The following is a 13,897-nucleotide window of genomic DNA, read 5'->3' on the forward strand; positions in this document are numbered from 1 at the left end:
CACAAGGGCGCGTAAAAACGTCGTCACAGCATGGCCAAGTATCCAAGGACAACCACGCCGCCGAGAAGAGCCCCAGTGGTGAATATAAACAGGATAGATAGAAGGCTTGGTCCGCGCTTGGAGTTCTTAGAGCGAGCGTCCCCGCCAACCTGACCGGCAAGCGCTTCAACCGTTTCCACCTGATGGATGACCCCGTCCTCGCCGCGCTTGCGCCACGCGGCGTCGACAAGACCGCTGAAGCGCTCGCGATCTTTGGCGTTGCGCCAAGTGGCCGTCAGGTCGCCTTTGGCGTCATCCAGACAGCAGAGCGCGCCCTCCCATTCGGCCCACCTGCCACTGACCTGGATGGCCTGTTCGACTTCTTCGTAGACTGAGGCCAATCGAACGAAGCGAACGGCTTCTGGCCTGAAGGCCGTTAGGATCATCTATTCACTCCTGGAACGGACATTTGGCCTTCGCCTTCTTCCTCTCCCCTAGAAAGGGGAGAGGGCCGGGAGGTCCTTACAGGTACTTCGCCATAACGAGCGCGGTGTCGCTCATGCGGGTCGCGAAGCCCCATTCGTTGTCGTACCAGCTGAGCACGCGGCCCAGCTTGCCTTCGATGACCTGGGTCTGGGCCAGGGCCGCCGTCGAGCTGGCGGCGATGTGGTTGAAGTCGGTCGAGACCAGGGCCTCTTCCGTCACGCCCAGCACACCCTTCAGCGGACCTTCTGCGGCGGCCTTCAGGGCGTTGTTCAGTTCCTCGACGGTGGTGTCGCGGCCCGGGACGAACTTCAGGTCAACGCACGAGACGTTCGGGGTCGGCACGCGGATCGAGCTGCCGTCCAGCTTGCCCTTCAGGGCCGGCAAGACGAGACCCAGGGCCTTGGCGGCGCCGGTCGAGGTGGGGATCATCGACAGGGCTGCTGCCCGGCCTCGATACAGATCCTTGTGCATCGTATCCAGCGTCGGCTGGTCGCCGGTGTAGCTGTGAATGGTGGTCATGTAGCCGCGCTCGATGCCGACCAGGTCATGGATGACCTTGGCGATGGGGGCCAGGCAGTTGGTGGTGCAGGAGCCGTTGGAAACCACCAGGTCGGCGGCGCTCAGCACGTCGTCATTGACCTTGTATACGATGGTCTGATCGGCGCCGTCGCACGGGGCGCTGACCAGCACGCGCTTGGCGCCGGCGGTCAGGTGAGCGCTGGCCTTTTCCTTGGTGGTGAAGAGACCGGTGCACTCGAACGCGATGTCGACGTTCAGTTCGGCGTGCGGCAGCTGGGCCGGGTCGCGGATCGCCGTGACCTTGATCTTGCCGGTGCCGACGTCGATCCAGTCTTCGCCCGAGGTCACGACGCCCGGGAACCGGCCGTGCACGCTGTCGTAGCGCAGCAGGTGGGCGTTGGTCTCGACCGGGCCCAGATCGTTGATCGCCACGACCTCGATGTCACGACGCGCGTGCTCGACGATGGAGCGCAGGACAAGGCGGCCGATACGGCCAAAGCCGTTGATGGCGACGCGAAGAGCCATGGTGGTCTTTCTCCTAACGATCGGACGCGGCCGTAAAGGACCAGCGTTCCTTGATTTTGCAGGCGCGTTTTGCGGGCGGGGGCGGGGAAGTCAAGCCCGGCGCCGATAACAACGCGTGACGGAATAAGGACTGGGGCGTTTTCATCACCGTAATGTCGCCGCAGCGGGTGGCGAAGCTGGCCCTGATCTATATGTTGCACCGCATGATTGGAACCCGCCGATGACCCTGGGCGAAACGAGCGCCCTCGACCTTGCCTCGCGCCGACTGGAGCGCGCCTTGGCCCAGCTTGAGCAGCGGCTGGCCGCGCGCGCGTCGCAACCGGCGGCGCCCGCGCCCGCCAAGGCCGGGGATCTGTTCGATGGCGAGGCCGTGCGGCTGAAGGCCGAGCTGGGCGCCGCCCGCGAGCGCGAGCGCGCCCTCGAAGAAGCCGGCGTCCAGGCCTCTGTCGCCCTCGGCCGCGCCATCGCCGAGATCCGCGCCGCTTTGGGTGACGATGGTCCCGTCAATGACGACCACCCCGCAGACGACGTCGATCTCGCCGACGAGACCAACGAGCTGTTCGATGATCCGCGGGAGGCCTGACCCATGGCTCAACTGACCATCCAGGTGAACGGCCGGCCCTATACCGTCGGCTGCGAAGACGGCCAGGAAGCCCATCTGCTGGAGATCGCCCGGCTGTTCGACCGTCAGGTTCGCCAGGTCAGCCAGGACGTGGGGCAATTGGGCGAGACGCGCCTCTTCCTGATGGGCGCCCTGTTGCTAGCCGACGAAATGAGCGACCTGAAGCTGCGCCTGGCTCACGCCCAGAGCGAGCTGGCCAAGATCCAGACCGAACGCAGCCGCGCCGAAGCCACGGCCATCCGCGCCATTGACGCCGCGGCCGAGCGGATCGAGAAGCTGGCGGCCGAGTAGGTCGCTTTCCGACTACAGGAAGAAATCGCCCGACGGCGAGATCTGCGGGCCTGATCCGCTTCGCTGCGGAACATAACCATTGCCGGCGGGCCGAGCCGGTGGCGCGGGCTTCAGGATTTTCGCCACGCGCTCCAGCAGATCGGCGCCGCTGAACGGTTTGACCATGCAGGCGCGGACTCCGAATGTCGCGGCGTGCTTGATTTCTTCGATTCCCAGCCGCTTGCCGATCAGCAGCGTCGGGCACATCAGCCGCGACCGAGTCCTTCTGCAGGGTCGTCAGCAGGTCGAAGGCGTCGTTTTCGGGCAGCGCCAGGTCCAGCACCAGGATGGCGGGGCCCATGTTGTGGATGATCTCAAGCGCCGCAGAGGCGCTGCGCGCGGCGAGCGCGTGGTAGCCGGCGAGGTCCAGGCGGATCTGCAGCATCTCCAGCACGGCGCGATCGCTGTCGGCGACCAGGATCTTGGCGTTGTGGCCGTGGCTGTTCATGGGAGCGCGCGGGGGCGAGGCGGGGGCGGGACATCAGAAGAGATCCAGGTCGCCGGCGTCGTCGCCGTCGCCGAGACCTTCGTCAGCACCGCCGAACGAGGTCCTCATCCGGTCGGCCAAGGCGCCGAGGGTGACGCTCTTGAGCGCCGCCGCGACCTCGAACTGCTCCGGGATCGCGACGCTCTGGCTGAGTTCGCGGGCGAAGGTCGAAAGTCCGGTCAGGTGCTGGCTCAGCAGGTCCACGGCCTGGACGCCTTCCAGCAACTGGTCGCGATATTCCGGGGCCACTGTCGCCAGCAGCTTGCCGATCAGGGTGTCTAGGAAGATGCAGCGCGCGCCCGCCAGCTCGATCTCCCACGACAGGACGTCGAACGTGTGCGCGGCGTCGGACCGAAGCTCTGCTGGCGTCGTGGGCAGGTCCGATCCTCCCTTTTCCAGAAGGCTAGGGCGCGGCTCCTAACGGCGGCTTAACCCTGATCCGGGGCGCGCCGTTCTGGCGCACCGGGCGATGTGACGCTTGAAGCCCTATCGCTCGCCCCCGTGACGCCCTATATCCGTAACTGGCGGGTCTGCTGTGGCCCTCGTCGAAGATTTCTATTCCCAGGGACCTTAATCTCTCTATCGGGATCTGTTCCCTCCCGTGGCCGTGGCTGCGGGAACACGGAGCCCACCTGTAACAAACAGGTTCGAGTGGATTGAAACGTCTTCACGGTTCTTCATGGCGCCGCCACCCTATCTCCCCACTTTTCGACTCCTGACTTTTTGAGCGCCATCGCGTTTAAGAGCTCATGGTTCACGCCGATCCCGCCTCCGCCAAGACCGCTCTGCGGGTCTTTGTCCGCAGTCGCCGCAAGGAATTGGCGCGCGAACATCCCGAGGCTGACTGGATGGTCGCCGAGGTAGCCCGCGCCCCTCTGGCCGCCAGCTTTCCCGATCCTGCCGGCAAGGTCGCCGCGCTCTATTACGGCCTGGGCGCCGAGGTTTCGCCGCGCATCCTGGCCGACCATCTGGCCGAGCAGGGCTGGATACTGGCCCTCCCATCCGTCGAAGGCGCGGAGGGGCAGATGGTGTTTCGCCGCTGGGACCGCGAGCGGCCTCTGGTTCATGACGCCATTGGCCTTAATGCGCCGGACAGCGAGTGCGAGGTGCTGGAACCCGACCTCCTCATCGTGCCGCTGTTGGCCTTCGACCGCGACGGGCGGCGGTTGGGGCAGGGCGGTGGATACTATGATCGCGCTCTGGCCGATCTGAAGGCCCGGCGTCAGGTGCTGGTGCTGGGTCTGGCCTATAGCGGCCAGGAAGTGGCGGATTTACCGCGCGAGCCGCACGATCAAGCGCTGGACGCCATTCTCACCGAAAAAGAGTATATCGCGGTGAAAGTCTGAGACCCTCGTCGGGTCCGCTAAGGGCGTGACAGCCGAAAGTGGATGCCGGTTTCGGCGCCTGTCACGCCCTAACTTTTGAGCAAACGCCGTTCTTCTGCGAAGAACGGCTTTGAGGAAATTCGATGCGTTTTGCTTTCTTCGGGGATGTCGTCGGCAAGTCGGGCCGCGACGGTCTGGCCGATCATCTTCCCGCCCTGCGCCGTGACCTCGACCTTGAGTTCGTGATCGTCAACGCCGAAAACGCCGCCGCCGGCTTCGGAATCACCGAGAACACGGCGCGCGAGCTGTTCGAGGCCGGCGCTGACTGCCTGACCCTGGGCAACCACAGCTGGGACCAGCGCGAGGCCCTGACCTACATCGTCCGCGAGCCACGCCTGATCCGCCCGGCTAACTACCCGATCCTGTCGGACGCGCCGGGCAAGGGCAGCCACCTGTTCCAGACCGAGCGTGGCCGCACCATCATGGTGATCAACCTGCTGGGCCGGGTGCACATGGACGCCATGGACGACCCCTTCGCCTCCGCCGACCGCGAGCTGGACAAGGCCCCGCTGGGCCAGGTGGCGGATGCGGTGGTGGTCGACATGCACTGTGAAGCGACCTCCGAGAAGATGGCCATGGGCCACTATTGCGACGGCCGCGCTTCCTTGGTGGTCGGCACCCACACCCACGTGCCGACCGCCGACGCCCAGATCCTGCCGGGCGGCACCGCCTACCAGACGGACGCCGGCGCCTGCGCCGACTATGACAGCGTCATCGGCAACCAGAAGGAAGAGCCCCTGCGGCGCTTCACCACCAAGATCAGCGGCGGCCGCTATACGCCGGCCTCGGGTCCGGCCACGGTGTGCGGCGTCTTCGTCGAGACCGACGACCGCACGGGCCTGGCAGTGCGCGTCGAGCCGATCCGGGTGGGCGGAAGGCTGAAGCAGACGGTTCCCGCGGTCTAAAAACCTCTCCCGGAGGGAGAGGAGGGACCCGCCGCGTAGCGGTGGGAGGTGAGGGGTTACGGCGCTCAAAGTGAAACGCGCAACCACCCGTCGGATCAAGTCGGGTGACAAAACCACCCTCCAAAGGCTAGAAGCGCGCCCACTCCACCTTCGTCAGATCAGAGAAGAGCCCCGCGAATGGCCGGCCACTCGAAATTCAAGAACATCATGCACCGCAAGGGCCGCGCCGACGCTGCGCGCTCCAAGCTGTTCTCCAAGCTGTCGCGGGAAATCACCGTGGCGGCCAAGGCGGGCCTGCCCGACCCCAACATGAACCCGCGCCTGCGCTTGGCCGTGAACAACGCCAAGGCCGAAAGCCTGCCCAAGGATGTCATCGACCGCGCGATCAAGAAGTCGCAGATGGGCGACGCGGCCGACTATGCGGAAATCCGCTATGAGGGCGTGGCCGCCGGCGGCGTCGGCATCATCGTCGAGGTGCTGACCGACAACCGCAACCGCGCCGCCGCCAATGTACGCTCCTACTTCACCAAGCTGGGCGGCAATATGGGCGCGACCGGCTCGGTGGTGTTCAATTACGACCACGTGGGACAAATCAGTTACCCGGCCAAGGTCGCCAGCGAAGACGCGATGATGGAAGCCGCTATCGAGGCCGGCGCCGACGACGCCATCTCGGACATGGACGAGGAAGGCGAAGGCCACACCGTCTACACCGCCTTCGAAGACCTCAACGAGGTGGCCGCCGCCTTGGAAGCCAGGTTCGGCGCAGCCAGCAATACCAGGATCGCCTGGCGTCCGAAGATGCAGGTCCCGGTGACCGGCGACTCGGTGGTCACGCTGATGAAGCTGCTGGACATGCTCAACGACGATGACGACGTCCAGAACGTCTATTCGAACGAAGAGATCAGCGACGAAGACCTCGCCAAGCTGGGGTGATCTGACGCCGCGTGGCCTTGCGTGGCGGGAACCGTCGGACGCCCCCTCCGTCACGTCGCCTATTGGCGCCGCGCCACCTCCTCCGTTTCACAGGGGAGGAGAAGACTGCATCTCCTCCCTTGTAGCGAAGCGTGCGGGGGAGGTGGCGCGCTGCAAATATGTAGCGTGACGGAGGGGGCGTCCGGGCCTTTCCGCACACGCCGTCTTCTCCCCGTCGCATCGCTTCCGCTACAGTGCCGCCATGACCCTTCGCGTGCACATCGACACCGACTGCGGCGTGGACGACGCCCTGGCGCTGACCATGCTGGCGCGGGCGCGCGATGTGGTCGAGGTGGGATCGGTTTCGGCGGTGTTCGGCAACACCTATGTCGATCAAGCCGCGGCTAACGCCCGGGGCGTGCTGCGGCTGGCCGGCTGCGGGGCCGAGGTCTATATCGGCGCAGGATCGGGCCTGGCCAAGCGGCGGGTCGAGCGGATGCGGCCGGCCCACGGCGTCGATGGCCTGAATGGCGCGGGCTTCTCGCAGCGCTGGAAGCTGCCGGAACTGGACCGCGGCCACGGGGTCGGCATGCTGGCCTTCGCAGCTCGCCGCAAGATCACGGGCCTGTTCCTGGGGCCTCTGACCAATCTGGCCAGGAGCCTGCTGGACGATCCCGCAGCCTTCCGCGACTGGCGCCCGACCATCATGGCCGGCGCTTTCGCCGTCGAGGGCAAGGCGGCTGGCGGGGCAGACTTCAATAGCTGGAGCGATCCGGAGGCCCTGCAGCGCGTGCTGGAATCGGGCGCGCGGCCGCGTCTTGTGCCGCTGGACGTCTCCAGCCAGGTGACCCTGACCAGAGCTGCGCTCGACGCCGGTTCGGCCTGCTGCGGCTCGCCCCTGTCGGCGCGGCTGGCGCGGTCAGCGGGTCCCTATATGGATTTCCACGCTCAGGTCTGGGGCACGGTAGGCGCCTGCCATCCCCACGACGCGGCGGCCGCCGCCAGCCTGATCCTTCCCGAGGCCTTCGTATTCGAGCCGGCGCGGTTGCGGGTCGCGACAGACGGCGTGCGTCAGGGCAGGATCGACCGCATGGACGGCGCGCCGAACGCGGAGGTTTGTGTGAGCATCGATGTCATGGCCGTGGAGCGGTTGATCCTGACGACGCTGTTCGGGGCGAGAGCGCTCGCCGCCTAATCCTTCTCCCCTTGCGGGAGAAGGTGGTGCAAAGCGCCGGATGAGGGGTTGAAAACCCTGTCCGAAAGGTCTGTGCGACCCTTCACCCCGACCCGGCGGCGCCGGGCCACCCTCTCCCGCAAGGGGAGAGGGTCACGTTTCAGCGCTTTCTATTTCCCGCCCGCATAGTCCTTGATCAGCCCGTGCAGGAAGTCCCGCCCCTCATACAGCGACTTGACCCGCACGCGCTCGTTCAGCCCGTGGATGCCGTCGCCGTCAGAGCCGCCGAAGATGCCGGTGACGCCATAGGTCGGGATGCCGGCGGCGTTGGTGTGCACGCCGTCAGTGGCGCCGGTCAGCAGGATGGGCACGATCGGCACGCCGGGCCATAGCTTGGCGGCCTGCTTGGTGATCGGACCCATGATGGCGGGCGTCAGGGCCGGAGGCGGCGAGGCGGTCTTGGCCTCGTGGGCCAGGGTGAAGGCGACGGCCGGATCGGCGGCGACCTCGGCCAGCTTGGCTTTCACCTCCTCGACCGGCGTGCCCGGCAGGATGCGGCAATTGACGTTGGCCGTCGCGCGCTGGGGCAGGGCGTTGGGCGCGTGGCCGGCGCTGACCATCGTGGCCACACAGGTGGTGCGCAGCATCGAGTTCCACATCGGGTCGGCCGTGACGGTCTTCAAAGCCGCCGGGTCCTGGATATTGGCGACGAGGGCCTTCATCGCCGCCGCCTGCTCGGCCGAAACCCGGGGCTGCATCTGGGTGAAATAGCCCTTGGTGGCGTCGATGAAGCGCGGCGGAAACTGGTAGGCGCCGATCCGGTCTAGGGCGGCTGACAGCTGATAGATGGCGTTGGCGCCTTGGGGGCGGCTGGAGTGACCGCCCGGATTGGTCACCGTCAGGGTGAAGTCCTGGTAGACCTTTTCGCCGGCCTGGACCTCAAGCACCACTTCCTTGCCCTGCTCGTCCAGCAGGCCGTCCGCGCCTTCGTTCAGGGCGAATTCGGCGTCCACCATCGGGCGGTGGTTCTTCAGCAGGTCCTCGATGCCGTTATAGCCCTCGCTTTCCTCGCCGCAGGTCAGGGCCATCTTGATGTCGCGCTTGGGCTTGTAGCCCTCCTGCTTCAGACGGATCAGGCTGTCGGCCCAGATGGCGGCCTGGGACTTGTCGTCCGACGTGCCGCGTCCGTAAAAATAGCCGTTCTCCTCGACCAGCACGAACGGGTCGCGGGTCCAGTCGGCGCGATTGGCCTCGACCACGTCGATATGGGCCAGCAGCAGTATCGGCTTGGACTTCGGATCGGTCCCGCGCAGAACGGCGACCAACGAGCCTTCGCGCGGATGCTTGGGCTCTACGACCACTTTCACGTCGGCCTCGGGATAGCCGGCGGCCCTGAGGCGCGCACCCATGGCCTCGGCGGCCTTGGTGCAACTGCCGATCGACAGGGTGGTGTTGATCTCGACCAGCTCCTTGTAGAGCTCTCGAAACTTGGCCTGGTCTGGTCGGACATTGGTCGGTGGAGGGGTCGTTTGGGCGTTCGCCATCACCGGCAAGGCCAGCAAGGCCGCCGTCGTCATCAATCGCGCCAGACGCATCAACTCATCTCCCTAGGAACCTTGCCTGAGGAGAGCCCGGAGCGCCGTTGCGCGCAAGGGCCGGCGTTAAGCCCTCGTTAGCAATACAGGGGCTTTTCCTCGGGCGCGGAACAGGCGATGTTGCGAGAACACATGATGAACATGAATCGCATCCCGATCCGAATCCTGGGGCTCGATCCCGGCCTGCGCCGCACCGGCTGGGGCGTGATCGCGGTCGAGGGCTCGCGCATGAGCCACGTCGCCCACGGGGTGATCGTCCCCGACGACAAGGCCGACTTCGCCCAGCGCCTGCTGCACCTGTTCGAGGGCATCTGCGCGGTGATCGCAGAGCAACGCCCGGATGAGGCGGCGGTGGAGGAGGTGTTCCTCAACACCAACGCCCAGTCGACCCTGAAGCTGGGCCACGCGCGGGCCGCCGCCCTGATCGCGCCGGCCCGCGCCGGGCTGTTGGTCGCTGAATATTCCACCCGCCTGGTCAAGAAGGCGGTGGTCGGCACCGGCGCGGCCGACAAGGCCCAGATCGGCTTCATGATCGCCCGCCTGCTGCCGACGGCCGGCAAGACCACGGCCGACTGCGCCGACGCACTCGCCGTCGCCATCACCCACGCCAATCTGCGCGTCGCCAACCGGAGGGTCGCATGATCGGCCGTCTTCGCGGGGCCGTGGCTGAGGTCGGTGAGGAAGAGGCCCTGATCGACGTCATGGGTGTCGGCTATGTGGTCCGCTGCGGCGGCCGCACCCTGTCGCGCCTGCCGGCTCTCGGCGAGGAAGCCCTGCTGCACATCGAGAGCCAGTGGAGCGAGAGCGCAGGCCTGCGGCTCTATGGCTTCGCCACCCGTGAGGACCGCCGCGCCTTCGTGCTTCTGCAGGCCATTCAGGGCGTGGGACCCAAGGCGGCCATGGCGGTGCTCGACATCCTGTCGCCGGCGGAACTGGCGAGCGCCGTGGCGCGCGAGGACAAGGCCGCTGTCGGGCGCGCATCAGGCGTAGGACCCAAGCTGGCCCTGCGGATCGTCACCGAGCTGAAGGACAAGCCGATCACAGACGGGCCGGTGCTGATGAGCGCGCCGAGCTCGGGTTTGGCGCCCGCGAAGGCCAAGCCCGCACCGACCGGAGACGCTGTTGCGGCGCTGATGGGTCTGGGCGTGGCCGAGGTCAACGCCCGCCGCGTGGTCGAGGCCGCCGCCGCCAAGCTGGGTGAAGAGGCCACCGTGCAGCAGTTGATCAAGGCCGGTCTGCAGGAGCTGGGCCGGTGAGCGCGAAGCGCGAAGGTGGGGGGAAAGCGTGACCCGCATCATCTCCGGCGAAGCCCAGCCCCACGAGGCCATCCCGCTGGCCGCCGACAAGGCGCTGCGCCCGCAAACCCTGGCCGAGTTCGTCGGTCAGGAGCAGACCAAGGGCAATCTCCGCATCTTCATCGAGGCCGCCAAGGGTCGGGGCGAGGCCCTGGACCATGTGCTGCTGTTTGGCCCGCCAGGCCTGGGCAAGACCACCCTGGCCCAGATCATCGCCCGCGAGCTGGGGGTCAATTTCCGCGCCACCTCGGGTCCGGTGCTGAACAAGCCCGGCGACCTGGCGGCGATCCTGACCAACCTCGAAGCCAACGACGTCCTGTTTATCGACGAGATCCATCGCCTGTCGTCGAACGTCGAGGAGATCCTCTATCCAGCCATGGAGGACCATGTGCTGGACCTGGTGATCGGCGAGGGCCCCTCGGCGCGCTCGATCCGCATCGACCTGGCCCCCTTTACCCTCGTCGCGGCGACGACCCGGGCGGGCATGCTGGCCACGCCGCTGCGCGATCGCTTCGGCATCCCGATCCGGCTGGAATTCTACACCCACGCCGAGCTGAAACACGTGCTGCTGGGCGCGGCCCGCAAGATGGGCGCGCCGCTGTCGGAAGACGGCGCCGCCGAGATCGCCGCCCGGGCTCGCGGCACGCCCCGCGTCGCCGGCCGCCTGCTGCGCCGGGTCCGCGACTTCGCCGAGGCCGATGGCGCGACCGTAATCGACCGCAACGCGGCGGGCATGGCTTTGGCGCGTCTTGAAGTCGACGGGGTCGGACTCGACAGCCTCGACCGCCGCTATCTGCGCGCCCTGATCGAGCACTATGGCGGCGGCCCGGCCGGGGTCGAGACCATCGCCTATGCCATCGCCGAGTCCCGCGACGCGGTGGAAGACGTTATTGAGCCCTATCTGATGCAGCAGGGCTTCATCCAGCGCACCCCGCGTGGCCGGGTGGCCTGCGGTAAGGCTTATCTGCACCTGGGGCTGAAGGCTCCCGCCGCGCCGCAAGGGCAGGCGGGGCTGTTCGGAGAGGAATAGGAGCATGCGCGCCATCCGGTTCGTGACCGGCCTCCAGGCGGCGGCCTGCCTTGGCGTTTCGCTGGTTGCGATCACTGTGGCCGGCGCCGGTCGCAACGCGCTGGTGCCGCAGACCCTGGCCGCCGTCATCGCCCTTGGCCTGGCGCTGGTCGTTGCGCGCTTCTGGCGCAAGGCGGGCTGGCGGTACTGGTTGCTGGTCGCCGCCTGCGCCCTGGCGCTGGTCTGGACCCTGATAACCGGCGTCGCCCTGGAGGGCGCGCGGCGTTGGCTGGCCCTTGGGCCGGTGCAACTGCACACCGCCTTCCTGGCCCTGCCACTGGCTGTGTGGGCGTTCGCGAGAGGTTTCGACGACCGGCGCGTTGCTCCCCTGGCCGCCGGCCTGAGCTTTGCGCTGCTCTACCAGCATGACGCGGCCTCGTCCCTGGCCTGGGTCCTGGCCATCGGCGCGGCAACCTTTGTCCAGCGCCCGCGCCAGATGGTCCCCTGGGCCGTGGTCGCCGTCGCCGCCGTGTTCGCCTACGCCGCCTGGACCGCACCCGACGCCCTTCCGGCCGTGCCCTATGTTGAAGGCCTGCTGGCCGTCAGCTTCGCGACCAGCCCCGTGGTGGGCGCCCTGGCCGCGATCCTGATGTTCAGCCTGCCCGCGCCGTTTCTGCTGGTCGCCGCCAGCCGACCAGAGCGGCGCGCCGAAGCTTTGGCTCTGGCGGCGTTGTGGGCAGGCTGGATTTTCGCCAACCTGTTTGGCAACTATCCCGCGCCGGTCTTGGGTTACGGCGCCGCGCCGATCCTGGCCTGGGGCCTTTCGATCGGTCTCGTCTTTGCAGAACCCGCCAAGGAGGGTGATCCAGCGCCATGATCCACCCCACCGCCGGCGTGTTCGAGGGCCGCGAGCACCAGCTGCCTGTCCGGATCTATTACGAGGACACCGACTTCTCCGGCGTCGTTTATCACGCCAATTACCTGCGCTATTTCGAGCGGGGGCGGAGCGACTTCTTCAGGCTGATCGGCATCTCGCACACCGCCTTGGCGGAGGCCGACACGGCGTTCGCAATCATCCGCATGGAGCTGGACTTCAAGCGTTCGGCGCGGATCGACGACGCCCTGGTGGTCCGCACGACCTATGACAGCATCAAGGGGCCGCGCCTGTTCGTGACCCAGAGGATCACGCGCGGCGCCGACCTGATCTGTCAGGCCTCGGGCGTGGCGGTGTGCATCACGCTCGACGGTCGGCCCCGCAAGCCGACGTCGGAGATGCTGGCCCAGCTGTCCCCCTGGCTCGAGGGTGGGAAGCTCGCAAGTTGAGCCGACGAAATTTTCCGGCTCCCTCGATGATTGTCATAGTTTCACCAAAGCGCCGCTTCATGCCAGTAAGACACCAGACCTAAGACTGACGCCCGAACGGAGCAGGATTCCCGCATGGACGCCGCCGCAGCCCCCGCCAATTTCTCGTTCCTCGCCCTGTTCATGCAGGCCGACTGGGTGGTGAAGGGGGTGATGATCGGCCTGATCCTCGCCTCATTGGGCTCCTGGGCCGTGATCCTCGAAAAGCTGTTCCGCTTCGCAACGCTCAACCGCGCCGCCGACCGCTTTGAAACCCAGGTCGGCGCCGGGCGCTCGCTGGAAGACGTCGCGGGTGAGGCTGGCTCAAATCCGCGCCATCCGCTGCCACGCATGCTGCAGGCGGCCTTGCGCGAATGGCGAGAGGCCAAGGCGCGGGGCGCGATCAGCGAAAGCCAGAGCGCCTTCCTGATCCAGCGCATCGACCGGATCATGGACACCATGATCGCCCGCGAGAGCGCCAAGGTCGAGGAAGGCCTGGGCAGCCTGGCCATCGTCGCCACCGCCAGCCCCTTCATCGGCCTGTTCGGCACGGTGTGGGGCATCATGCACGCCTTCCAGGCCATCGCCCTTTCGAAGAACACCTCGCTGGCCGTGGTGGCCCCATCGATCGCTGAGGCCCTGTTCGCCACTGCCATCGGCCTGGTCGCCGCCATCCCGGCCTATATCGCCTACAACAAGTTTTCGACCGACGCGGGCAAGTATGCCGGCCGCCTGGAAGGCTTCGCCGACGACCTGTCCACCGCGATCCAGCGTCGCCTGGCCGAGCGGGTCTAGCCCATGTCGATGTCCGCCAATGACGCCTTCGCCACCGGCGGGCGACGCGGTCGCCGGCGCGGCCGCCGTTCGCGCGGGGCCCTGTCCGAGATCAATGTCACCCCGCTGGTCGACGTGATGCTGGTGCTGCTGATCATCTTCATGATCAGCGCCCCGCTCCTGACCGCCGGTGTGCCGCTGGAGCTGCCCAAGACCGAGGCCGCCGCCCTGCAAAGTCAGCAGGAGCCGATCACCGTGTCGGTCCGCGCCGATGGCCAGATCTTCGTAACCGATCCCAAGGGGGGCGAGACGCAAATTCCGTTCGAGAATCTGGCGCCGCGCATCACCGCCATCGCCGGAGACGGCTATGACAAGCCGCTGTTCGTGCGGGCCGACGGCGCGGCGACCTATGCCGTGGTCGCCCAGACCATGGCGGCGTTGTCCAATGCTGGCTTCGCCAAGATCAACCTGATCACCGAGACGGGAGGCCCGTCCTCCGGCGCTGCCCCGCGCGACGCCTTGCCTGAGGGCGCGGGCGACCTGCGGCCGGCGCAATAGG

Annotated in this window: 18 protein-coding genes and 1 pseudogene; 13 read left to right on the forward strand and 6 right to left on the reverse strand. The window is 67.0% G+C overall.

Annotated elements, in window-relative coordinates:
* Positions 1-23 precede the first annotated feature (23 nt).
* A complete protein-coding gene (locus ACP69S_RS03395) occupies positions 24-425 on the reverse strand; it encodes a hypothetical protein (RefSeq protein WP_425994849.1) in 402 nt (133 codons plus the stop codon).
* Positions 426-501: 76 nt separating this feature from the next.
* A complete protein-coding gene (gene gap / locus ACP69S_RS03400) occupies positions 502-1,509 on the reverse strand; it encodes a type I glyceraldehyde-3-phosphate dehydrogenase (protein WP_425994851.1) in 1,008 nt (335 codons plus the stop codon).
* Positions 1,510-1,729: 220 nt separating this feature from the next.
* Here gap and ACP69S_RS03405 point away from each other — a divergent pair, with 220 nt between their 5' ends.
* On the forward strand, positions 1,730-2,092 hold the full coding sequence (locus ACP69S_RS03405) for a DUF4164 family protein (RefSeq protein ID WP_425994853.1): 363 nt from the start codon (positions 1,730-1,732) through the stop codon (positions 2,090-2,092).
* 3 nt (positions 2,093-2,095) lie between these two features.
* Positions 2,096-2,422 (forward strand): cell division protein ZapA, encoded by a 327-nt coding sequence (locus ACP69S_RS03410; protein ID WP_425994855.1) that lies wholly within the window; start codon positions 2,096-2,098, stop codon positions 2,420-2,422.
* Positions 2,423-2,434: 12 nt separating this feature from the next.
* Here ACP69S_RS03410 and ACP69S_RS03415 read toward each other — a convergent pair whose 3' ends face one another.
* From ACP69S_RS03415 to ACP69S_RS03425, 3 genes and pseudogenes are all read right to left on the reverse strand, one after another.
* The gene (locus tag ACP69S_RS03415) at positions 2,435-2,668 is read right to left on the reverse strand and encodes a hypothetical protein (protein ID WP_425994857.1); all 234 of its coding nucleotides are present in this window, start codon (positions 2,666-2,668) and stop codon (positions 2,435-2,437) included.
* A gap of 22 nt (positions 2,669-2,690) precedes the next feature.
* Positions 2,691-2,909: pseudogene (locus tag ACP69S_RS03420) on the reverse strand (response regulator); the annotation flags it as partial.
* A 33-nt stretch (positions 2,910-2,942) separates the two neighbouring features.
* Positions 2,943-3,197 (reverse strand): hypothetical protein, encoded by a 255-nt coding sequence (locus ACP69S_RS03425; protein WP_425994859.1) that lies wholly within the window; start codon positions 3,195-3,197, stop codon positions 2,943-2,945.
* Positions 3,198-3,697: 500 nt separating this feature from the next.
* On the opposite strand from ACP69S_RS03425, the gene ACP69S_RS03430 reads away from it, so the two are divergent.
* From ACP69S_RS03430 to ACP69S_RS03445, 4 genes are all read left to right on the forward strand, one after another.
* Entirely contained in the window at positions 3,698-4,294 is a 597-nt protein-coding gene (locus tag ACP69S_RS03430; protein ID WP_425994861.1) for a 5-formyltetrahydrofolate cyclo-ligase, read from the forward strand.
* Between the two features lie 122 nt (positions 4,295-4,416).
* Positions 4,417-5,238 carry a TIGR00282 family metallophosphoesterase gene (locus tag ACP69S_RS03435; RefSeq protein WP_425994863.1) on the forward strand — a complete coding sequence of 274 codons (822 nt, stop codon included), beginning with the start codon at positions 4,417-4,419 and terminating at the stop codon, positions 5,236-5,238.
* A 177-nt stretch (positions 5,239-5,415) separates the two neighbouring features.
* The gene (locus ACP69S_RS03440; protein ID WP_425994865.1) at positions 5,416-6,171 is read left to right on the forward strand and encodes a YebC/PmpR family DNA-binding transcriptional regulator; all 756 of its coding nucleotides are present in this window, start codon (positions 5,416-5,418) and stop codon (positions 6,169-6,171) included.
* A 241-nt stretch (positions 6,172-6,412) separates the two neighbouring features.
* Entirely contained in the window at positions 6,413-7,345 is a 933-nt protein-coding gene (locus tag ACP69S_RS03445) for a nucleoside hydrolase (RefSeq protein ID WP_425994866.1), read from the forward strand.
* Between the two features lie 149 nt (positions 7,346-7,494).
* Here ACP69S_RS03445 and ACP69S_RS03450 read toward each other — a convergent pair whose 3' ends face one another.
* Positions 7,495-8,919, reverse strand: coding sequence for a M20/M25/M40 family metallo-hydrolase (locus tag ACP69S_RS03450; RefSeq protein ID WP_425994868.1), 1,425 nt, complete (start codon positions 8,917-8,919; stop codon positions 7,495-7,497).
* Positions 8,920-9,039: 120 nt separating this feature from the next.
* On the opposite strand from ACP69S_RS03450, the gene ruvC reads away from it, so the two are divergent.
* The 7 genes from ruvC (at position 9,040) to tolR (ending at position 13,896) form a co-directional block, all read left to right on the forward strand.
* Entirely contained in the window at positions 9,040-9,561 is a 522-nt protein-coding gene (gene ruvC / locus ACP69S_RS03455; RefSeq protein WP_425995003.1) for a crossover junction endodeoxyribonuclease RuvC, read from the forward strand.
* Positions 9,558-10,175, forward strand: coding sequence for a Holliday junction branch migration protein RuvA (gene ruvA / locus ACP69S_RS03460; RefSeq protein WP_425994870.1), 618 nt, complete (start codon positions 9,558-9,560; stop codon positions 10,173-10,175). The genes ruvC and ruvA overlap by 4 nt, the downstream gene beginning before the upstream one ends.
* A gap of 28 nt (positions 10,176-10,203) precedes the next feature.
* A complete protein-coding gene (ruvB, locus tag ACP69S_RS03465; protein ID WP_425994872.1) occupies positions 10,204-11,244 on the forward strand; it encodes a Holliday junction branch migration DNA helicase RuvB in 1,041 nt (346 codons plus the stop codon).
* 4 nt (positions 11,245-11,248) lie between these two features.
* A complete protein-coding gene (locus ACP69S_RS03470) occupies positions 11,249-12,100 on the forward strand; it encodes an FtsW/RodA/SpoVE family cell cycle protein (RefSeq protein WP_425994874.1) in 852 nt (283 codons plus the stop codon).
* A complete protein-coding gene (locus ACP69S_RS03475) occupies positions 12,097-12,546 on the forward strand; it encodes a YbgC/FadM family acyl-CoA thioesterase (RefSeq protein ID WP_425994876.1) in 450 nt (149 codons plus the stop codon). The genes ACP69S_RS03470 and ACP69S_RS03475 overlap by 4 nt, the downstream gene beginning before the upstream one ends.
* A 114-nt stretch (positions 12,547-12,660) precedes the next feature.
* Positions 12,661-13,359, forward strand: a complete 699-nt coding sequence (gene tolQ / locus ACP69S_RS03480) for a protein TolQ (RefSeq protein ID WP_425994878.1) — start codon at positions 12,661-12,663, stop codon at positions 13,357-13,359.
* 3 nt (positions 13,360-13,362) lie between these two features.
* Entirely contained in the window at positions 13,363-13,896 is a 534-nt protein-coding gene (tolR, locus tag ACP69S_RS03485) for a protein TolR (RefSeq protein ID WP_425994880.1), read from the forward strand.
* Position 13,897 lies beyond the last annotated feature (1 nt).

Source organism: Caulobacter sp. DWR1-3-2b1, from assembly GCF_049895765.1.
Taxonomy (GTDB): Bacteria; Pseudomonadota; Alphaproteobacteria; order Caulobacterales; family Caulobacteraceae; genus Caulobacter.